At 70.7% G+C, this 23052-nt stretch carries 3 protein-coding genes; 2 read left to right on the plus strand and 1 reads right to left on the minus strand.

Annotated features, from left to right (window positions below):
* Positions 1–20718: a non-ribosomal peptide synthase/polyketide synthase gene (locus AB0M14_RS31165; RefSeq protein ID WP_365001343.1), complete on the plus strand. Its 20718-nt coding sequence runs from the start codon at positions 1–3 to the stop codon at positions 20716–20718.
* Between the two features lie 86 nt (positions 20719–20804).
* Positions 20805–21581, plus strand: a complete 777-nt coding sequence (locus AB0M14_RS31170; protein WP_365001346.1) for an acyl-ACP thioesterase domain-containing protein — start codon at positions 20805–20807, stop codon at positions 21579–21581.
* On the opposite strand, the gene AB0M14_RS31175 is transcribed toward AB0M14_RS31170, so the two are convergent.
* Entirely contained in the window at positions 21568–22866 is a 1299-nt protein-coding gene (locus AB0M14_RS31175) for a helix-turn-helix domain-containing protein (RefSeq protein ID WP_365001349.1), read from the minus strand. The two genes, AB0M14_RS31170 and AB0M14_RS31175, sit on opposite strands and share 14 nt — an antisense overlap.
* Positions 22867–23052 lie beyond the last annotated feature (186 nt).

A 23052-nucleotide genomic window follows, 5' to 3' on the forward strand; every position in this document is an offset into this window, starting at 1 on the left:
ATGATTCCGTTGTCGTTCGCGCAGCGCCGGTTGTGGTTCGTCAACCGCCTCGAAGGACCGTCCGCCACGTACAACATGCCGGTGACGGTCCGGTTGGCCGGCGCGTTCGACGCGCCGGCCTTCGGGGCCGCGGTCCGGGATGTCGTGGCCCGTCACGAGAGCCTGCGCACGGTTTTCGTGGAGTCCGACGGGGTGCCCGGTCAGCATGTTCTCGACATGGCGGAGGTCGAGGTGCCGGTGACGGTCACCGAGGTCACCTCCGCCGAGCTGGCCCGGGAGGTGACCGCGGCGACGCGGTACGCGTTCGACCTGTCCGCGGAGATTCCGATCCGCGCCACCGTATTCCGGTGCGGGTCGGAGGAGTGCGTGCTCGTGCTGCTGATCCATCACATCGCCGGCGACGGCTGGTCGATGACGCCGTTGCTGCGCGACCTATCCGAGGCCTACGCGGCACGGCTACGAGGACAACAGCCGCAGTGGCAGCCCCTGCCGGTGCAGTACGTGGATTACACGTTGTGGCAGCACGATCTGCTGGGTTCGCGGACCGACCCGGAGAGCGTGCTGTCCCGCCAATTCGAGTACTGGCGTACCGAACTCGACGGTGTGCCGGAGCAGTTGCGGTTGCCGCTGGACCGGCCGCGGCCGCGGGTCGCGAGCCATGCCGGGGATCTGGTCGTGCTCGGGATCGACGGCTCGACCAGGGCGACGCTGGAGCGGGTGGCGGGCCGCGACGGTGCGACCCCCGCCATGGCGTTGCAGACGGCGCTGGCGGTGTTGCTGTTCAAACTCGGTGCGGGCGAGGATATTCCGATCGGCTCGCCGATCGCGGGCCGCACCGACGACGCCCTGAGCGAGCTGGTCGGATTCTTCGTCAACACCTGGGTGCTGCGGGCGCGGGTGTCGCCCGCGGCGTCGTTCACCGAGATCCTCGGCCAGGTCAAGGCGAAAGCCCTGGCGGCCTACGAGAATCAGGACCTTCCGTTCGAACTCCTGGTGGAGTTGCTCAACCCGGCGCGCTCGGCGGCGCATCATCCGCTGTTCCAGGTGCTGCTGAGCATGCAGAACAACCTGGCCCCGGCCCTGCGATTGGCCGGGCTCGGGTTCGAGCCCTATCCCTTGGACGCGCAGGTTTCCCGGTTCGATCTGACCTTCACCATCACCGAAGCGGCGGACGGTGCGCGCGATAACGGCAACGGACCCGGATGGGACCTGCTGGTCGAGTATTCGACCGAGCTGTTCGATCGGTCCACGATCGAGGCGATGGCGGCGCGGTTCGTGCGGATCGTGCGCGCGCTCGCCGCCGACCCGGAGCTACCGGTGGGGTCGATCGACGTGCTCGACGCCGGGGAACGCGAGCAGGTGCTGGAGCGGTGGAACGAGACCGAGGTCGAGGTTCCCGAGAACACGCTCGTGGAACTGTTTCTGGCGCAGGTCGATCGGGCGCCGGACGCGATCGCGGTGGTCAGCGGCGACGTGGAACTGAGCTACGGCGACCTGGACCTGCAAGCCGATCAGCTCGCCCATGTCCTGGTGCAGCTCGGGGTCGGCCCGGACACCCTCGTCGCGGTCGCGCTGCCCCGATCGGCGGAGTTGATCGTGGCGCTGCTGGCGGTGTTGAAGGCCGGCGGCGGGTATGTGCCGATCGATCCGGGCTACCCGTCGGACCGGCTGGCGTACGTGCTCGCCGATGCCAGGCCGATCGTCGTCGTGGCCGATCGGGTCACCGCGAAGCTGCTGCCCGGCAACGCGATACCGCGCGTCTACGCCGACACCTTCGATCCCGACGAGCAGCCGGTGTCCGCCGTGGACGCCGCCGTTTCCCGTCGCCTGCCGGGCACGCAGAACCTGGCTTACGTGATCTATACCTCCGGGTCGACCGGCGTGCCGAAAGGCGTGGGGATCACCCACGGCAACGTGGTGAACCTGGTCGCACAGGCCTGGCCGGTCCGGTCCGAGGACCGGGTGCTGGTGCATTCCTCGGTGGCCTTCGACGCCTCGACCTATGAGATCTGGCCCGCCCTGTGCGGCGGCGCGACGCTGGTGCTGGCGCAGGAGCAGCGCTCGGATCCGGTGGAAATCTCCCGCTTGGCCGAAACCCGGTCGGTGACCCAGATGTTCGCGACGCCGCCGCTGCTCGCGGTGCTGGTCGAACACTCGGAATCCGCGCCGGGCAACGCGTTTCGGAGTATGCGGCAGGTGCACACCGGCGCCGATACGCTCACCGCGGGCCTGGCGCGCGCCGTGCACTCCGCGTTCGGCGGCGTCCGGATCGAGAACTTGTACGGCCCGACCGAGGCGACGGTCAACGTGACAGCCCATCGGGTGCCGGACGCTGCCGCCGCCGCGCTGGTCCCGATCGGCCGGCCGGTCGCCAATATGCGGGCCTACGTGCTGGATTCCTGGTTGTCGCCGGTGCCGGCCGCGGTGGCGGGGGAGTTGTATGTGGCGGGTGCGCAATTGGGGCGCGGCTATCACGACAAACCCGGCCTGACCGCGGCGCGGTTCGTCGCCGACCCGTTCGATCCGGCCGGCGGCCGGTTGTATCGCACCGGTGACGTCGTGCGCTGGACTGCCGACGGACAGCTGGAGTTCGCGGGCCGGGCCGACGATCAGGTCAAGATCCGCGGCTTCCGCGTCGAGCCGGGCGAAGTGGAAACCGTGCTGGCGCAGCATGCTTCGATATCGCAGGCGGTGGTGGTAGCGCGGGACGCCGGGAGCGGCGGCAAGCAGCTGGTCGGCTATGTCGTCGCCGATCGGAGCTGCGCCGAGGAGCCGGATGGGGCGGAGGTACGCAGATTCGCGGCCGAGCGATTGCCGGACTTCATGGTGCCAGCGGTCGTGGTGGTCCTCGACGCGGTGCCGTTGACCGCGGGCGGGAAGGTGGATCGCGGGGCGTTGCCGGTTCCGGATCTCCGGTCGTCGCTGCGCTACCGGGCGCCGGAGACCGACGCGGAACAGCGGCTGGCGGAATTGTTCGCCGAGATCCTCGGGCACGAGCGAGTCGGCGTGGACGACAACTTCTTCGCGCTGGGCGGCCACTCCCTGCTGGCCACGCGCCTGGCCAGCCGGATTCGGGTGGTACTGGGCGCCGAAGTCCCGATCCGGACGATCTTCGACGCGCCGACGGTGGCGCAGCTGGCGACCCGGCTCGACGCCGGCGTGCGGATCCGCCCGGCGGTGGCGGCGCTGCCGCGGCCGGAGCTGGTCCCGCTGTCGTTCGGACAGCGGCGACTGTGGTTCATCCACCAGCTCGAAGGCCCCTCCGCGACCTTCAATATTCCGCTGGCGGTGCGGTTGCGCGGGCTGGACGTGCCCGCCCTGCGGGCCGCGGTCGGCGATGTCGTCGCCCGGCACGAAAGTCTGCGCACCGTCTTCGCCGAAGCCGGCGGCGGGCCTGTCCAGCAGGTCCGCGAGACCGCCGAGGTCGCGTTCACGGTGACCGAGCCGGCGCCCGCCGAGATCGACGCGGCGGTGACTGAGGCGGTGCGATACGCCTTCGATCTGACCGCGGAGATCCCGATCCGCGCCAGCGTATTCCGATGCGGCGCCGACGATTACGTCTTCGTGCTGCTGATCCATCACATCGCCGGTGACGGCTGGTCGATGGGGCCGCTGCTGCGCGACCTATCCGTGGCCTACACGGCGCGCCTGGACCGCCGGCCGCCGCTGTGGGAGCCGCTACCGGTCCAATACGTGGATTACACGCTGTGGCAGCAGGAGTTGCTGGGGTCGCCCGACGAACCCGGCAGCTTGGTGTCGCGGCAATTCGAGTACTGGCGCACCGAACTCGCGGGGTTGCCCGAACAGGTGCAGTTGCCTGCCGATCGGCCGCGGCCGCGCGTGGCCAGCTATCGGGGCGATGTGGTGCCGTTCGCGATCGACCCCGAGGTGCGCGGCGCGGTGCAGCGACTGGCCGCCGCGCAGGGTGCGACGGTGTCGATGGCGTTGCAGTCGGCGCTGGCGGTGTTGCTGTTCAAACTCGGTGCGGGCGAGGATATTCCGCTCGGCACGCCGATCGCGGGCCGGACCGATGACAGCGTCGCCGACCTGGTCGGCTTCTTCGCCAACACCTGGGTGCTGCGGGCGAAGGTGTCGCCGGCGATGTCGTTCGCCGAGGTCCTCGCTCAGGTCAAGGCGAAAGCGCTGTCCGCCTACGAGAATCAGGACGTGCCGTTCGAGCTGCTCGTCGAGTTGCTCAATCCGGCGCGGTCGGCGGCGCATCATCCGCTGTTCCAGGTGTCGCTGGCCTTCCAGAACAACGCCCTGCCCGCGCTGGAACTGCCGGGCGCGGGGTTCGAGCCCTATCCGGCGTCGGTCGCCGCGTCGCGGTTCGACCTGTTCTTCAATATCGCCGACGCCGCGCCCGGTGCGCCGTGGAGCGGGCTGGTCGAGTACGCGACCGACTTGTTCGATCGGTCCACCGTCGAGGCGATGGCGGCGCGACTGGTGCGCTTGCTGCGCCTGGCCGGAGCGGATCCGGATGCCCCGGTCGGGTCGCTCGACATTCTCGCGCCCGCCGAACGCGACTCGGTGCTGCACGGATGGAACGGTGCCCTCGGAGCGGCCTGCGACAGCACCGTGGTCGACCTGTTCGGGGACCGGGTTGCCCGGGCGCCCGACGCCGTCGCGGTCGTGTGCGGTGACTCGGAGCTGACGTACCGGGATCTCGAACGGCGTGCCGCCCGGTTGGCGCGGGTCTTGATCGCGCGGGGCGCCGGGCCGGATCGTCTTGTCGCGGTGGCGTTGCCGCGATCCGCGGACCTGATCGTGGCCATGCTGGCGGTGCTGCGGGCGGGCGGCGGGTATCTGCCGATCGATCCCGGCTATCCCGCGGATCGGCTGGCCTACATCCTCGCCGACGCGGCGCCGGTCGTCGTGGTGACGGACACGGCGACCGCGCGGTCGCTGCCGCACACGACGACGCCACAGCTCTGCCTCGACGCACCCGATCTGCGCGCGACGCTCGCGGACGCCGATCTCGGGGACACCTCTGTCCCCGCGGTGGACTCGCGGAATCTGGCGTCGGTGATCTACACGTCCGGCTCGACGGGTGTGCCGAAAGGCGTGGGGATCACGCACGGCAATGTCGCGAATCTCGTTGCGCAGGCCTGGTCCGGCGGCCCCGGTGACCGGGTGCTGGTGCATTCCTCGGTCGCCTTCGATGCCTCGACGTTCGAGATCTGGCCTGCCCTGTGTGGCGGTGCGACGCTGGTGCTGGCGGCCGAGTGGCGTTCGGATCCGGCGGAGATCACCCGCCTGGTCGAGTCCCGGTCGGTGACCAAGATGTTCGCGACGCCGCCGCTGCTGTCGGCATTGGTCGACCACGCCGAAGCCGTGCCGGGCAGCCCGTTGCGCAGTCTGCGGCGAATCGTCGCCGGTGGGGCGCAGCTGACCTCGGACGTCATCGCCCGCTTGGCTGCACGCTATGCCGATGTGCAGGTGCTGAACGGATACGGGCCCACCGAAACCACCGCGTGTGTCACCGATTACGTCGCCGGATCCGGGCATCGCGGCGCGGTGCCGATCGGACGTCCCACGGGGAACGTGCGGGTCTTCGTGCTGGATTCGTGGCTGGCGCCGGTGCCGGTCGGCGTGCCCGGCGAGTTGTATGTGGCCGGCGCCCAACTGGCGCGCGGGTATCACGGCAAGGCCGGTCTGACCGCGGCACGGTTCGTCGCCGACCCGTTCGATCCGGGCGGCCGGATGTACCGCACCGGCGACATCGTGCGGTGGACCGCGAGCGGGCATCTGGAGTTCGAGGGCCGGGCCGACGACCAGGTGAAAGTCCGCGGCTACCGGGTGGAGCCGGGCGAGATCGAAGCCGTGCTGGCACAGCACGCCGCGGTGTCGCGGGCCGTGGTCGTCGTCGGCGCCGGCGGCAACCAGCTGGTCGGCTACGTGGTGGCCGACGGGACCGCGCCGGACGGCGCGCAGGTGCGCGCGTTCGCCGCCGAGCGGTTGCCCGAGTTCATGGTGCCGGCCGTGGTGCTGGTGCTGGAGTCCTTCCCGCTGACGGTGAACGGGAAACTCGACCGGGCGGCCCTGCCGGAGCCGGAGTTCGCCGCCTCGACGCGTTATCGCGCACCGCGCACGGATCGGGAGCGGATCCTGGCCGGTGTCTTCGCCGAGGTGCTGGGCCTGGACCGGGTCGGCGTGGACGACAGCTTCTTCGAGTTGGGCGGGGACAGCATCCGGTCCATCCAGGTGGTGTCGCGGGCCCGGGCGCTGGGGTTGCAGATCAGCCCCCGGGAGATGTTCGAATGCCGGACCGCGGCGGGACTCGCCGCCGTGGCGCGCGGCAGTAGCGCCGCGGGCGCGCTGCCGGCGGAGTTGCCCGGGGGCGCGGCGGGCTGGATGCCGCTGTTGCCCGCGGCGCGCTTCGTGCGGGGACTCGGCGCGGGATTCGATCGTTTCACGCAGTCGTTGCTGCTGGAACTGCCGGTCGGTATCGACCGGGCGGGTTTGGTGGCGACGCTGGCCGCGGTGCTCGGCCGGCACGACGTCCTGCGGTCACGGTTCGTCGACGACGAGCGTGGTGCGGGGCTCGAGGTGGCCGAGGCGGGCGCGATCGACGTCGAGCCGCTGCTCCGCCGGGTCGAGATCCCGAGTACCACAGGAGCATTCGATGACCTGATCGAGAACCAGGTGACCGCGGCCGCCGGACGGTTGGCGCCGTCGGCCGGCGTGATGGTGCAGTTCGTGTGGTTCGACGCCGGACCGGCGCGGGCGGGCCGGTTGTCGATCGTCGCCCACCATCTGGTGATCGACGGCGTTTCGTGGCGAGTGCTGTTGCCGGACTTGGCCTTGGCGTGGCAGGCCGTGTCCGCCGGATCGACGCCCGCGCTGACCGGATCCGGAACCTCGATGCGGCGGTGGTCGCACGGACTGCTCGAACGCGCGTCCGCGCCGTCGACGCTGGCGCAGTTGCCGTGGTGGCGTGCGCTTCTCGACGGCCCGGATTCGATGCTGGGCGCCCGGCCGCTGGATCCGGCCGTCGACGTCATGGCCACCGTGCACCGCGTCGGGGTCGAGCTTCCCGCGGCGGAGACCGAGGCCTTGCTGACCGCGCTGCCCGGGTTGTTCCACGGCGGCGTCGAGGACGGCCTGCTCGCGGGATTGGCGGCGGCGGTCAGCCGTTGGCGCGAGAGCGGCGCGGACTCCGTGCTGGTTCGGCTGGAAGGGCACGGTCGCGAGGAGAGCGCCGTGCCCGGTGCGGATCTGTCGAGCACCGTCGGCTGGTTCACCAGCGTCTTCCCGGTGCGTTTGCGTGCCGCCGGTGTGGAGTGGGATCAGCTCTGCGCGGGTGGCGCCGCCGCGGGGACCTTGTTCAAGTCGGTGAAGGAGCAGTTGCGCGCGGTACCGGACAAGGGCCTCGGTTTCGGGCTGCTGCGCTACCTGAATCCGGAATCCGCTGGTGCGCTGCAAGAGTTTTCGACCGGGCAGATCGGTTTCAACTACCTGGGTCGCTTTACCGCCACCGACCTCCTGCCACAACGGCTGCACGGCATGGGATGGACCCCGGCCCGGGAGGGCCTGGGAGCCGCCGCCGCGCCGGACCCGGCCATGCCCGCGATGGCGGTCGTGGACGTCAGCGCGATAGTCGTCGACACCGGTTCCGGTCCGGCGCTGCAAGCGGTCTTCGCGGCTCCGTCGGGCGTCCTCGCGCAGGCCGAGACCGAGCACCTGGCCGCGCTGTGGCGCGCGGCGATGCTCGGGCTGGCGCGGCACGCGATGGCCTCGGCAGCCGGTGGGCTGACGCCCTCGGATGTGTCCTTGGTGCCGCTGGCACAACCTGAGATCGAAGCGCTGGAACAGCGGTATCCGGGCCTGGCGGATGTGTGGCCGCTGACGTCGATGCAATCGGGCTTGCTGTTCCATCAGGCGCTGGCGGATTCGGACTTCGACGCCTATCACATGCAGGTCGTCTTCGGCTTGACCGGCCGGATGGATCCGGCCCGGATGCGGGCGGCCGGTCAGGCCCTGCTGGACCGGTACCCGAATCTGCGGGCGGCCTTCGTGGCGGGCCCGCGCGGTACGCACGTCCAAATAGTCGCCGACGGCGTCGAATTGCCGTGGCGTGTCCTGGATTTGCGGGATCGCGGCGAGACCGAACGGGACGCGGCGCTGGAGCGATTGCTGACGCAGGACCGCAAGGCGCATTTCGATCTGACGGCTCCGCCATTGCTGCGGTTGACGCTGGCGCTGATGACCGAAGACCGTTCGGAACTCGTGCTGACCGCCCATCACGTGGTGCTGGACGGCTGGTCGCTGCCGCTGATCATCCGGGACCTGCTCGGGTATTACGCGGCCCCCGAGGCGCTGCCGCCCGCGCCGGACTACAAGAATTTCCTGAAGTGGTTGCGCGAGCAGGATGCTCGGGCCGGTGTCCAGGCCTGGGCCGAGGAACTCGACGGCGTCCACGAACCCACTCTGCTCGCGGGCGACACCGGTGGCGGCGCGGGAGCCGGCATCGAGCGCGTCGACGTACCGCTGGACCCCGGCATCGCGGCCCTGGTCACCCAGCGGGCCGGTGAACTCGGGGTCACCGTGAACACCGTCGTGCAGGCGGCGTGGGGAATTCTGCTGTCCGCGTTGACCGGTCGGCGTGACGTGGTCGTCGGCGCGACCGTGTCGGGTCGCCCGCCGTCGCTCGCGGGCGTGGACTCGATGGTCGGATTGTTCATCAACACGGTGCCGGTGCGCGTGCGTTTCGGTCCCGGCGACACCCTCGCCGAGGTACTGACCGACTTGCAGGCCCGCCAGGTCGCGTTGCTGGACCACCACCATGTGGCGTTGAGCGATGTCCATCGGTCGATCGGCCTGAACACCTTGTTCGACACCCTTATCGGGTTCGAGTCCTATCCGGTCGACCAGGCCGGGATCGGCGCGGCGTCCGAGGCCGGCGGGATCTCCATCGCCGACCTGCGCTCCGACGCGCCCACGCACTATCCGCTCACGATCTTCGCCGCCGCGAACCCCCTGCTGCGGCTTCGCTTCGAATATCGCACGGACGCGTTCGGCAGGCCCGCGGTCGAGGCGATGGCGGCGCGGTTGGCCCGGATTCTGCGACAAGTGGTGGTGGACCCCGGTATTCGGGCGGGGTCGATCGACCTGCTCGGCGCGGCCGAACGCGAACTGGTGCTGCGGCGATGGAACGACACCGCGGCCGAGGTGCCGGACCGCACCCTGGACGGGCTGTTCCAGGCCCAGGTCGCCCGGACGCCGGACGCGGTCGCGGTGGTCTGCGCGGACACCGAACTCAGCTACCGGGAACTCGACAGCCGGGCCGAGCGGCTGGCCCAGACTCTGACCGCGCACGGGGTAGGCCCGGACACCGTGGTGGCGGTCGCGCTGCCCCGGTCCGCGGAGCTCATCGTGGCGCTGTCGGCGGTGCTGAAAGCCGGTGGCGCGTATCTGCCGATCGATCCCGCCTATCCTTCGGACCGGCTGGCGTTCGTCCTCACCGATGCCGCGCCGATCGTCGTCGTGACCGACGCGGCTACCGCGCCGCTGCTGCCCGAGGGTGCGCCGCGCGTCTTCCCCGCGGCGATCAAGGCCACCGCGGCGGCGCGTTCGGCCGCCCGGGTGACACCGCGGAATCTGGCGTATGTGATCTACACGTCCGGTTCCACCGGTGTGCCGAAAGGCGTGGGAATCACCCACCGTAACGTGGTGAACCTGGTCGCTCAGGCCTGGTCGGCGGAGCCGGGCGACCGGGTGCTGGCGCATTCGTCGGTCGCCTTCGACGCCTCCACCTATGAGATCTGGCCCGCCCTGTGCGGCGGCGCCACGGTGGTGCTGGCGGCCGAGCGGCGTTCGGATCCGGCGGAGATCACCGACCTCATCGAAATCCGCTCGGTGACCAAGATGTTCGCGACTCCGCCGCTGTTGTCGGCGCTGGTCGAGCACCTCGCCGCCGCGCCCGGCACACCGTTGCGGAGTCTGCGGCAGGTGAATACGGGCGCGGACTCGCTGACGCGCGGACTGGTCGAGGCGTTGCGGGCCAAGTTCGGCGACGTCCGGATCGACAACCTGTACGGCCCGACCGAGGCCACGGTCAACGTCACGGCGCTCAGTGTGCCGGGCGAGATTTCGGGTGTTGTCGTCCCGATCGGTGCGCCGGTGGCCAATACCCGGGTGTACGTGCTGGATTCGTGTCTGGCCCCGGTCCCGGTGGGCGTAGCGGGTGAGTTGTACGTGGCCGGCGCGCAGGTGGCGCGCGGCTATCACGGCAAGGCCGGCCTCACCTCGGCGCGTTTCGTCGCGGACCCCTTCGACGCGGCCGGCGGCCGGCTGTACCGCACCGGTGACGTGGTGCGCTGGACACCCGGCGGCGAGCTGGAGTTCGCGGGCCGCGTCGATGATCAGGTCAAGATCCGCGGTTTCCGCGTCGAACCCGGCGAGGTGGAAACCGTACTGGCACAGCACCCTTCGGTAGCTCAGGCGGTCGTCGTCGCGCGCGGTGCGGGCGGCGGCAAACAGCTGGTCGGCTATGTGGTCGCCGACCGCGCGTCCGCCGGGCTCGACGGCGGACAGGTGCGCGCCTTCGCCGCGGAGCGGCTGCCGGACTTCATGGTGCCGGTCGTGGTGCTGGTGCTCGACTCGATGCCGTTGTCCCCGAGCGGAAAACTGGACCGCGCGGCACTCCCGGAGCCGGAAATGCGTTCCTCCGCGCGCTATCGCGCGCCGCGGACCGATCGGGAGCGGGTGCTGGCGGGCGTGTTCGCCGAGGTGCTGGACCTGGACCGGGTCGGCGTGGACGACAGCTTCTTCGAGCTGGGCGGGGACAGCATTCGCTCGATTCAGCTGGTGTCGCGGGCGCGCGAGCTGGGGGTGGAGATCAGTCCCCGCGAGGTGTTCGAGCACCGGACGGCCGCGGCGCTGGCGGCGGTCTCGCTGGATCGTGGTGCGGGCAGCCCGCTGCCGACGGAGTTGCCCGGCGGTGCCGTCGGCTGGCTGCCGCTGCTGCCGGTGGCCCGGTTCGTGCGCGGCATGGGTGGTTCGGGGTTCGACGGCTTCAGCCAATCGCTGCTGCTCGACCTGCCGGCCGGGATCGATCGGGCCGGTCTGGTGGCGACGTTGTCGGCGGTGCTGGATCGTCATGACGTACTGCGGTCGCGGCTGATCGAGGACGAGCGCGGCGCGGGCCTGGAGGTGGCGGCGCCGGGCGCGCTGGACGTGGATCGGCTCGTGCGCCGGGTCGAGCTGCCCCCGGACGAGCCGGGCGGTGACGGTGCGGCGGTGATCGTCGCGGCGCTGGCGGCGGCCGCCGGGCGGTTGGCGCCGTCGGCGGGTGTGATGGTGCAGTTCGTGTGGTTCGACGCCGGTCCCGCGCGGGCGGGCCGATTGTCGATCGTGGGTCATCACCTGGTGATCGACGGGGTGTCGTGGCGAATTCTGCTGCCGGACCTGGCCTTGGCGTGGCAGGCCGTCTCCGCCGGATCGACGCCCGCGCTGTCCGGGCCGGGAACCAGCCTGCGCCGCTGGGCGCACGGGCTGGTCGAGGAGGCGAGCCGCCCGGAGCGGGTCGCGGAGTTGCCTTGGTGGACCGCGGTTCTGGACGGTCCGGACCCGCTGCTGGGCAGCCGGGCGCTGGATCCACGGATCGACGTCTTGGCGACCGCGCGCGATATTCAGGTGTGGATTCCTCCGGCCGAGACCGACACGCTGCTGACCAAGCTGCCCGCGGTGTTCCACGGCGGCGTCGAGGACGGGTTGCTCGCGGCGCTGGCCGCGGCGGTAACCCGGTGGCGCCGCGGCAAAGACATCGACGTGGACTCGGTGCTGGTCCGATTGGAGGGCCACGGTCGCGAAGAGGACGCGGTGCCCGGCGCGGATCTGTCGAACACCGTGGGCTGGTTCACCAGCGTGTACCCGGTGCGGTTGCGCACTGCCGGCCTGGAGTGGGATCAGCTCTGTGCCGGCGGCGCCGCGGCGGGCGCTCTGGTCAAGTCGGTGAAGGAACAGTTGCGCGCGGTGCCGGACAAGGGCATCGGGTTCGGTTTGCTGCGCTACTTGAATCCGGAGACCGCTGGTGCGCTGCGCGAGTTCTCGACCGGTCAGATCGGGTTCAACTATCTGGGTCGCTTCACCTCCACGGACCTGCTGCCGCAGCGACTCCGGGGAGCGGGCTGGACGCCCGCGGTCGACGCCGGGCAGTTGATCACCCCACTGGATCCGGCCACCTCGGCGATGCCCGCCCTGTCGGTGCTGGACGTGAACGCGATGGTCGTCGACACCGGCGACGGACCGGTCCTGCAAGCGGTATTCGCCGCGCCCGCAGGGGTATTGGCGGAGTCCGAGGTACGGAAACTGGCCGAGCTGTGGCGCGGTGCGGTACTCGGTCTGGCACACCATGCCGGCACGTCCGGCGCGGGTGGCTTGACGCCCTCGGACGTGCCGCTGGTGCGCTTGGGTCAGACCGAGATCGAGGCGCTGGAGAGCGGCTACCCGGGGCTGGTCGACGTGTGGCCGCTGACCTCGATGCAGTCGGGACTGCTGTTCCATCAGGGCTTGGCGGGCACCGGATTCGACGCGTACCACATGCAGCTCGTGCTGGGCTTGGCCGGCGCGGTCGACCCGGCTCGGTTGCGCGCGGCGGGCCAAGCCTTGCTGGACCGGTACCCCAACCTGCGGGTGGCCTTCGCCGCCGACCAGGCGGGCAACGCGATTCAAGTCGTCGTCGACGGCGTCGAATTGCCTTGGCGGGTAGCCGATCTGCGTGACCTCGGACCCGAGGACCGCGCGGCGGCGCTGGCACGTTTGCTGATCGAGGATCGGGACACCCATTTCGACACCGCGGTGCCGCCGCTGCTGCGGCTGACGCTGGCGCCGATGACCGCGCAACGCTGCGACCTGGTGATCACCGCCCATCACGTGCTGCTGGACGGCTGGTCGTTGCCGCTGCTCATCCAGGATCTGTTGCGGCTCTACGCGGCCGGCGCCACGGCACTGCCGCCGGCCCCCGACTACACGGACTTCCTGAAATGGCTGGCCCGCCAGGAATCCCAGGCGGGCGTGCGGGCCTGGGCGCGGGAGCTCGACGGCGTGCGTGAGCCCACGCTGCTGGCCGGCGGCCGGGATTCCGCCGCGGCCGGGGTCGAGCGGGTCGAAGCGCCGCTGTCCGCGGCGACGGCCGAGGCGCTGGTCCGGCAAGCGTCGGCGCTCGGCATCACCGTGAACACCGTCGTGCAGGGCGCGTGGGGCGTGCTGCTGGCGGGCTGCACCGGCCGTCGCGATGTGGTCGCGGGCGCGACCGTGTCGGGCCGGCCGCCGGCCATCGCGGGTGTCGATTCGATGGTCGGACTGTTCATCAACACGGTGCCGGTGCGGGTGTGTTACGAACCCCGGGACACCGTGGCGGACTTGCTGATCGGCTTGCAGGCGCGTCAGGTCGCGTTGCTGGACCACCACCATGTGGGTTTGAGCGAGATTCAGCAGGCGCTCGGGCTGACCATCCTGTTCGACACCTTGATCGCGTTCGAGTCGTATCCGATCGATCAGGCCGGAATCGGCGACGCGACCACCACCAGCGGCCTCGCCCTCACCGACCCGCGCCCCAACACGCCTTCGCACTACCCGCTGACCCTGATCGCCAACGCGACGCCCACGCTGACACTGCACCTGGAATACCGCACCGACGCGTTCGACAGGTCCACCGTCGAGACGATGGCGGCGCGGCTGGGGCGAATCCTGCGGCAGCTGGCGGCGGATCCGCAGGTTCCGGTGCGCACCATCGACGTGCTCGGCAGCGACGAACGCGATCTGGTGCTGCGGCGCTGGAACGACACCACGACCGGCTACCCGGACACCACCCTCGTCGAGGAGTTGCGCGCGCAGGTCGCCGCGACACCCGACGCGGTCGCGGTGCTGTGCGCGGACGCCGAGCTGACCTATCGGGAGCTGGACGCCCGGGCGGAACGGCTGGCCTGTCAGCTGGTCGCGCGGGGCGCCGGACCCGACGTGGTCGTGGCGGTGGCGCTGCCCAAGTCGGCGGACCTGGTCGTGGCGTTGCTCGCGGTGCTGGTGGCGGGCAGCGGGTATCTGCCGATCGATCCGGCCTATCCGTCGGATCGGCTGGCGTACATCGTGGCCGACGCGGCGCCGGTTGCCGTCCTCACCGACCGCGCCACGGCGGGCAAACTTCCGGACACCGCGGTGCCGCTGGTGTATCTGGACGCGCCCCAGCCCGGTGCGGGCGAGCCGCGGGTCCGCGAGCGGATCGCCGCGCGTCCGGAGAATCTGGCGTACCTGATCTATACCTCGGGTTCCACCGGCGTGCCCAAAGGCGTTGCCGTCAGCCACCGTAACGTGCGGAGCCTGTTCGCCCAGGACTGGTCGACCGGTGCCGGAGAGCGGGTGCTCCTGCACTCCTCGGTGGCCTTCGATATCTCGACCTATGAGGTCTGGGCCGCGCTGTGCCGCGGTGGTGCGGTGGTGGTGGCGCAGGCGGAGCGTTCGGATCCCGCCGAGATCGCCGAGCTGATCGAGCACCGTGCGGTGACCAAGATGTTCGTGACACCGGCGCTGTTGTCCGCCGTGCTCGATCATGCGGACACGTTGCCGGACGACACGTTCCGCAGCCTGACCCAGGTGCTGGCCGGTGGCGCCGAACTCGGCTCGGTGCTGGTGCGGCGGCTGCGGAACCGGATCAACGGCGTGCGCGTGACGCATGTGTACGGGCCCACCGAGACCACCGTGTTCGCGACCACGTTCGGGGCCGAGGCGATCGCCCGGGGCGAGTCCTCGGTGCCGATCGGTCCGGTGCTGGCCAATTTCCGCGCGTACGTGCTGGATTCGTGCTTGTCGCCGGTCCCCGTCGGTGTGCCCGGCGAGCTGTACCTCGCCGGTCCGCAGGTGACCCGCGGCTACCACGGTAACCCCGGTCTGACCGCGGCCCGGTTCGTGGCCGACCCCTTCGGCCCGTCGGGCGGCGGCCGGCTGTACCGCACCGGCGACGTGGTGCGCTGGAATGCCTTCGGGCAGCTGGTGTTTGCGGGCCGCGCCGACGACCAGGTCAAGATCCGCGGTTTCCGCGTCGAGCCCGGCGAGGTCGAAAGCGTGCTGGCGCAGCATCCCGCGGTGTCGCACGCCGTGGTGGTCGCCCGGGAGACCGGCTCCGGCGGCATGCAATTGATCGGCTACGTGGTCGGGGGCGCGGGAATCGACGGGGGACAGGTCCGGGCTTTCGCGGCCGAGCGCCTGCCGGATTTCATGGTGCCCGCGGCGGTCATGGTGCTCGACTCGATGCCGTTGACCGTGAACGGCAAACTCGATCGTGCGGCGTTGCCGGAGCCGGAGTTGGTGTCCTCGGCGCACTACCGCGCGCCGGGCAACGCCCGGGAAGCGGCCCTGGCGGAGTTGTTCGGCGAGATCCTGGGTGCGCGCCGGGTCGGCGCGGACGACAGCTTCTTCGAGCTGGGCGGCCATTCCCTGCTGGCCACCCGCCTGGTGAGCCGGATCCGGGCCGTCCTGAGTGTGGAGGTGCCGATCCGGACGGTCTTCGACGCGCCGACGCCGGCCCAGCTGGCCGCCCGGCTCGATGCCGGGCGGCGGGTGCGGACCTTGCTGGCGCCGCGGCCCCGGCCGGAGATCGTGCCGTTGTCGTTCGCGCAGCGGCGGCTGTGGTTCATCCACCGGCTGGAAGGTCCGTCCGCCACGTACAACATTCCGCTCGCGGTCCGGCTGCGCGGAGCGGACGTGCCGGTGCTGCGCGCCGCGATCGAGGACGTGGTCGCCCGGCACGAGAGCCTGCGCACCACGTTCGCGGAGGCCGACGGCGTGCCGTCGCAGCGCGTGCACCCGGCCGGCAGCGTGGCGGTGCCGTTCACGGTCACCGACGTGGATCCCGCCGACGTGGACGCGGGCGTGACCGCGGCGGTGCGGTACGGGTTCGATCTGTCCGCGGAGATCCCGGTGCGCGCCGAGGTCTTCCGGTGCGGCGCGGACGAGTGTGTGCTCGTGCTGTTGATCCATCACATCGCCGGTGACGGCTGGTCGATGGGCCCGCTGTTGCGAGATCTGGCGCTGGCCTACGCGGCACGGTCGCAACAGCGCGCGCCCGGGTGGCGGCCACTGCCGGTGCAGTACGTGGATTACGCGCTGTGGCAGCAAGAATTGCTGGGGTCGCCGGAGGACCCGGACAGCATGCTGTCGCAGCAGTTCGAGTACTGGAGCCGGGAGCTCGCCGGGCTGCCCGAACAGCTGCGGTTGCCGGTGGACCGGCCGCGGCCCCGGGTGGCCAGCTACCGCGGTGACATGGTGCTGTTCGCCATCGACCCGGGGATCCGGGCCGGGGTGGAGCGGCTGGCCGCCGGTTCCGGCGCGACGGTGTCGATGGTGTTGCAGTCGGCGCTGGCGGTGCTGTTGTCCAAACTCGGTGCGGGGGAGGATATTCCGATCGGCGCTCCGATCGCGGGCCGCACCGATGACGCGCTGTCGGATCTGGTCGGGTTCTTCGTCAACACCTGGGTGCTGCGCACGGCCGTGGCGCCGGGCGCGTCGTTCGCCGATGTCCTCGCCCAGGTCCGGGCGAAATCACTGGCCGCCTACGAGAATCAGGACGCGCCGTTCGAACTGCTGGTGGAGTTGCTCAACCCGGTCCGGTCGGCGGCGCATCATCCGCTGTTCCAGGTGTCGCTGGCGTTCCAGAACAACGCCATGCCGTCGATGGAGTTCTCGGGCGTCGAGTTCGCGCCGTACAACGCCTCGTTGGCGGCCTCGCGATTCGATCTGTTCGTCAATATCGCGAACGCGCCCGCCGGACAGCAGTGGGCGGGGTTCGTCGAGTACGCGACCGATTTGTTCGACCGGCCCACCGTCGAAGCGATCGCGGCGCGGCTGGTGCGGGTGCTGCGGCAGGTGGTGGCCGACCCGGGCGGTGCGGTCGGGTCGATCGATGTCCTCGACCGCGACGAACAGGACCTGGTGCTGCGCCGCTGGAACCGAACCGCCGTCGCGCTCGACGCGGACCTGACGCTGGTCGGAATGTTCCAGGCCCGGGTGGCGGCCGCGCCCGATGCCCGCGCCGTGCTGTGCGGGGACCGCGCGATCTCGTACCGGGAACTCGACGCGCGCGCGGACGAATTGGCGTCCGCGCTGGTATCGCGCGGGGCCGGGCCCGGCAGCATCGTCGCCGTCGCAATGCCCAGGTCGGTAGAGCTGATCGTCGCCTTGCTGGGTGTGCTGAAAGCCGGCGGCGGGTATCTGCCGATCGATCCGGGCTATCCCTCGGAACGGCTGGGCTTCATCCTGTCCGACGCCGCGCCGCGCGTTCTCGTCACCGATCCGGACACCGCGCGGATCCTGCCCGAGCAGACGATGATTCCGCACCTCTACCTCGCGGCCGAGCCGGCGGATCGGGATGCGCTCGCCCGGCCCGGCGCGCCGCGGCCGCAGGATCTGGCGTACGTGATCTACACCTCCGGTTCCACCGGAGTGCCGAAGGGCGTGCAGATCACCCATCGCAACGTGGTGAACCTGGTCGCCCAGGCCTGGACGGTAACGCCCGGAGATCGCGTGCTGGTGCATTCGTCGGTCGCCTTCGACGCCTCGACCTATGAGATCTGGCCCGCCCTGTGCGGCGGCGGAACCTTGGTCGTCGCGACGGCGGAGCGGTCGGATCCGGTCGAGATCTCGCGGCTGGTCGACCAGTGGTCGGTGACGGCGATGTTCGCCACGCCGCCGCTGCTGTCGGCGTTGGTAGAGCACTCGGAATCCTTGCCCGGCAACGCGTTCCGGAGCCTGCGGCAGGTGCACACGGGGGCCGACTCGTTGACCCGGGCCCTGGTCGAGGCGGTGCGGGCCGGTTGGGGCGCGGTGCGGATCGATAACCTCTACGGCCCGACCGAGGCCACCGTCAACGTCACGGCGCTCAGTGTGCCCGGCGAGATTTCGGGTGTTGTCGTCCCGATCGGCGCGCCGGTGGCCAATACCCGGGTGTACGTGCTGGATTCGGCGCTGGCTCCGGTGCCGGTCGGCGTCGCGGGCGAGTTGTATGTGGCCGGCGCGCAGCTGGCCCGCGGGTACCACGGCAAGGCCGGTCTGACCGCGGCTCGGTTCGTCGCCGATCCCTTCGACCCCGAAGGCGGCCGGTTGTATCGGACCGGCGACGTCGTGCGCTGGACCGGCGGCGGGCAGCTGGAGTTCGCGGGCCGCAGCGACGACCAGGTCAAGATCCGCGGCTTCCGCGTCGAACCGGGCGAGGTCGAAACCGTGCTGGCACAGCATCCCGCGGTGTCGCAGGCCGTCGTCGTGGCGCGTGACGATCTCGGCGCCGGTGGGAAACAGCTGGTCGGCTATGTCGTCGCGGACCGATCCGGCCCGGCGGTCGGCGCGGACGAGCTGGTCGGCCAGTGGCGCCGGGTGTATGACGACCTGTACGCCGCCGCCGACCAGGAAAACGGCTCCGGTCCGGCGACTTTCGAGCCGGCCGCCGAGTTCGGCGCGGGCTTCGAAGGCTGGGACAGCAGCTACACCGGGACACCGATTCCGCTGGCACAGATGCGCGAGTGGCGGGCCGCGACCGTCGATCGGATTCGCGGCTTGGGGCTGGGTCGGGTGCTCGAGATCGGCGTGGGCTCGGGTCTGCTGATGTCGCAGCTCGCCCCGGACTGCGCCGAATTCTGGGCGACCGACCTGTCGTCCGCGACGATCACCGCGCTGCGCCGCCAGCTGGGCGACCTCGACGCGGCGTGGGCCGACCGGGTGGTGCTGCGGGCGCAGGCCGCCGACGACCTCGACGGTTTGCCCGAGAACCATTTCGACACCGTGGTTTTGAACTCCGTGATCCAGTACTTCCCCAGTCAGAACTATCTGCGAGTGGTCCTGGAGCGGGTGGCGGGATTGCTGGCTCCGGGCGGCGCGGTGTTCGTCGGTGACGTGCGGAACTTCGCGTTGCTCGCGGAGTTCGCGACCGCGGTCCAGATCAGCCGCAATGGCGGCGCCGACCCGGCGGCGGTGGCCGATCGGGTGCGGCGTGATATCGCCGCGGAACAGGAACTGCTGCTGGCCCCGGAGTACTTCTCGGGATTGTGCGGTGCGGCAACCGGATTCGACGCCGTCGAGATCGAGCTCAAGCGGGGCTACGCGGTCAACGAGTTGACGCGGTACCGGTACGACGTGGTCTTGCACAAGGCTCCGGCCGCGCCGATCTCGGTGGCCGACGTGCCGAAGGTGGAGTTCGGTGACCTCGACGGGCTGCGGGAACTGCTGCGCGCCCATCCCGCCGAGGGCATCCGGGTCACGGGTATCCCGCACGCCGGTCTGACCGGTCAGATCGCCGCCGCGCGGCTGATCCGATCGGGGCAACCGGTGCCGGACGCCGACCGGACCAGCGTGCGCACAGCGGTTTTCGAAGGACTGCTCGAGGTCTCGGGTGACCGGGAGCACGCCGGTCTCGTGCCGGAGGACCTGTACGTGCTCGGCCGAGAATTCGGGTACTCGACGGCGGTCACCTGGTCCGCGGAACCGGGCCGGATGGAGGCGGTCTTCCTGGAGCCCGCCGCGCTGTCCGGTCGTCCGCTGACCGATGTCTTCGTCCCGGCCGGTGCGCTCGGCGCCGCCGCGAACAACCCGCAGGCCGGGCTGCTGGCCGCCGATGTCCGCCGCTGGGCAGCCGACCGGCTGCCGGAGTTCATGGTGCCCGCCACGATCATGGTGCTCGACGCGGTGCCGTTGACCGCGAGCGGCAAGCTCGACCGGAAGGCGCTGCCCGACCCGGAGTTGTTGTCCGCGAACGACTATCGCGCGCCGCGCACCGACCGGGAACACGCCCTCGCCGAGCTCTTCGCGGAGATCCTGGGCGTGCGCCGGGTGGGTATCGACGACGACTTCTTCGCGCTCGGCGGTCACTCCCTGCTCGCGACCCGGCTCACCAGCCGGATCCGCGCGACCCTCGCGGTGGAGGTGCCGGTGCGGGTGATCTTCGACGCGCCCACCGTCGCCGAACTGGCCACCCGCCTCGACGGTGCGGCCGCCGCGGGCATGGATTTCGATCAGGTGCTGATCCTGAAGAGCTCCGGCTCCCGGCCGCCGCTGTGGTGCCTGCACCCCGGCGGCGGTCTCGGCTGGTTCTACCAGCGGCTCGGCCGCGAACTCCCGGACCGGCCGGTCATCGCCATCCAGTCCCGGGGCCTGAACGGCGGTCCGCTCGCCACCAGCTACCCGGAGATGATCGAGGACTACATCGATCAGATCCTCGAAATCCAGCCGGCGGGGCCGTATTTCCTGCTGGGCTGGTCCTACGGCGGCATCGTCGCGCACTCGCTCGCGAGCGAGCTCGCCCGGCGCGGCCGGCCGATCGGCCTGCTCGGCATCATGGACAGCAAGCCGCCGGTGACCTCGGGGCCGGATCCGGACATGTCCGAGGACGACGCGCTGGCGGGCATCCGGGACTGGGTGGCCGACCGGTTCGGCGACCAGCTGGCCTCGCCCGATATCCAGGGCCTGGCCGAGCGCGCGACCAAGGTGCTGATCAACAACAGCAAACTGCTCGACGGATTCCGCACCCCCTGCTTCGACGGCGACGCCACCCTCTTCGCCGCCGCGGTGGACGCGGAGGGCAATCGACCGGCCGACCCGAAGGGCGAGCTCGAGCTGGCGTGGCGGCCATACATCAAGGGCCGCATGGAGTTCTACGACGTGGAGTGCGCGCACGGCGACTTCGACCGGCCGGAAATGATGGGCATGGTGGGCCGGATATTGCGCACCCGGCTGTGACGTCCCGGCCCCCTTCGTCGTGTCGGAGGGGACCACCGGGTCGGCCGGTCGGTACGCTCGCGCCTGACCTTCGGGAAGGAGCGTTCATGGAATCCGCCACGACCGTCGACCGGTTGGCAGACATCGTTTTTCCGTTGCCGGCGTGCCTGGACGAGAGCCGGGCGTTCCACGAGCAATGGCCGGTGCGACTCGGCGACACCGACGGGGCGCAGCGGCTGCGGCTGGACGCGGTGGCGCGCTACCTCCAGGACATCGGCTACGACCATCTCAAAGCGGTCGAGGAGGGCGACCGGCATCCGGGCTGGATCGTGCGCCGCACCGTGATCGATGTGCTGCGGCCGATCGAGTTCGGCGATCAGGTGCACCTGCGCCGCTGGCCCGCCGCCCTGTCGAACCGCTGGTGCAACATGCGCATCAAGGTCGACAGCGAGCACGGCGGCCTGATCGAAACTGAGATGTTCCTGATCCATGTCGACATCGAAGCCGGCCGGCCCGCCCGCATGAGCGACCGCTTCATGGCGCCGATGCTCGCGGCCACCACCGACCACCGGCTGCGCTGGCGCGCCGCACTGGCCGAAAGCGCCGCTCCCGACGCCGATCTGCGGCCGTTCCCGCTGCGCGTCACCGACGTCGACCACTACGGTCACGTCAACAACGCCGTGCACTGGGAAGCGATCGAGGAAGCGCTGACGCAGGTCCCCGGCCTGCGCGACCAGCCGTATCGGGTGATCCTCGAGCACGCCGGCCCGGTCCTGGCCGGTGACGAGGTCTGGATCCGCAGCTGGCACGCCGGGGCCGCCCTGCACGTGCAACTCGAAGTCGACGGCAGCGCCCGGACTTTGGCCCGCGTCACCGCGCTTTAGCGCCCCCGGGCTGGAGTTCGATCGCCACCAGCAGTTCGATCAGGTCGTCGATGCTGCGGACACTGCGGCCGGTGAGGTCCTGGATGCGGCGCAGGCGGTACTTGGCGGTGTTGTGGTGGATGCGGAGTTTGTCGGCCGCCTCGCGGATGTTCATGTCGGCGGCGGCGAAAGCGCGGATGGTGTCGGCGAGCATGCCACCCCGGATCCGGTCGTCTGACAGGACGGCGGTGAGGGCGGGGTCGATGAGGTCGCGGGCGGTGTCGTCGGCGCGCAGCATCAGGTAGCGGAACGGTGTGAGCTGCGGCAGGGCCAGGACGCCGCCCGCCTCGGGGAGCAGGCCGAGCGCGGTGCGGCTCTGCTGGTAGGCCTTTGGGAGCTGGGCGACACCGGCGACGACCGTGCTGACGCCGACGGCGAGGGTGATGCCCGCGGCGCTCAGCTTCACCTGCATGGCCTGTAGTCGCTCGCACAGATCGGCGGTGTTCGCGCTGCGCCCGAGTGCGGGGACGGCGATGATCTCGGCGCCGCGCACGACCGCGAGGGTGCGCAAGCCGTTGACGCCGACCCCGGCCAGCGCCGTGGCCGCGAGTTGTCTTGCCTCGCTGTCGGTTCCGTCCTGATCCTCGCGCAGCGGGCGGCCGAGCACGGTCGCGGTGACCAGCACCATGGCCGCGGTGCTCTCCGCGCCGATCCCGTGGGCGCTGGCCCGGGCGAGTTGCGGCCCGTGCTCGGGGAGCGCGCCGGTGAGCAAGCTTTCCAGCAGCGCCAGGTTCTCGTGGCCCGCGTCGGGCCCGCACGAGCGCTGGAACTCCAGGTAGGCATTGGCCGCCTCGGTGCTGACCAGGTCGTTGTAGCGGGCCAGCGGCACCACGATCGACAACGCGGCCTGCCGTCCGGCCTCGGACTCACCCGCGAAGGACAGCAACGACTTCCACGTCGCCTGCTGTCCGAGCCGGTACGCCGCGATGTAGTCGACGAGGGTGAGTCCGGCCCGGGCGCGCCGCGCCGCGGCCTGGCGGGCGTAGGCGACATCGTTGGCGGTGACCTTGCGGTGATCCAGGAACGCGCCGAGGCCGGACCGGCACAGCCGGGTCAGCTGGTCGTGCACATCGGCCTCGAAAGCGCGATCACGTCCCGCGTAGCTGGGGATCTGCGCCAGGATCGAGGACAGCCCGGCATCGGCGATGTCCTCGGCGTGCGCGTAGGCGCTGCCGATGATCCGTTTGCGCTCGGCCTGTACTTCGTCCGGATACACCGTGCTGTCCGAATGTGACCCAGCTGACATACGCGGATACTTCATCGCCACGGCTGGCGTGTCAACACGACCGGGGCCGCTCCGGACCATGTCCCAGCAGGCCAATGTCGCGGCCCGACTTTGGGCTTCCGGGGCCGATGCGCGCGCTGACCAGCGAATTTACGCTGACCACCTGACCAGGCCGGACCGCGGAAGTCGCGGTCCCGCAAGGATTGT

The sequence above is a fragment of the Nocardia sp. NPDC051832 genome (assembly GCF_040681285.1).
Lineage (GTDB): Bacteria > Actinomycetota > Actinomycetes > Mycobacteriales > Mycobacteriaceae > Nocardia.

Excerpts from the sequence above, each read along its gene's own strand:
- AB0M14_RS31165 (WP_365001343.1), top strand. The coding sequence starts at position 1 with ATGATTCCGTTGTCGTTCGCGCAGCGCCGGTTGTGGTTCGTCAACCGC.
- AB0M14_RS31170 (WP_365001346.1), top strand. The coding sequence starts at position 20,805 with ATGGAATCCGCCACGACCGTCGACCGGTTGGCAGACATCGTTTTTCCG.
- AB0M14_RS31175 (WP_365001349.1), bottom strand. The coding sequence starts at position 22,866 with ATGTCAGCTGGGTCACATTCGGACAGCACGGTGTATCCGGACGAAGTA.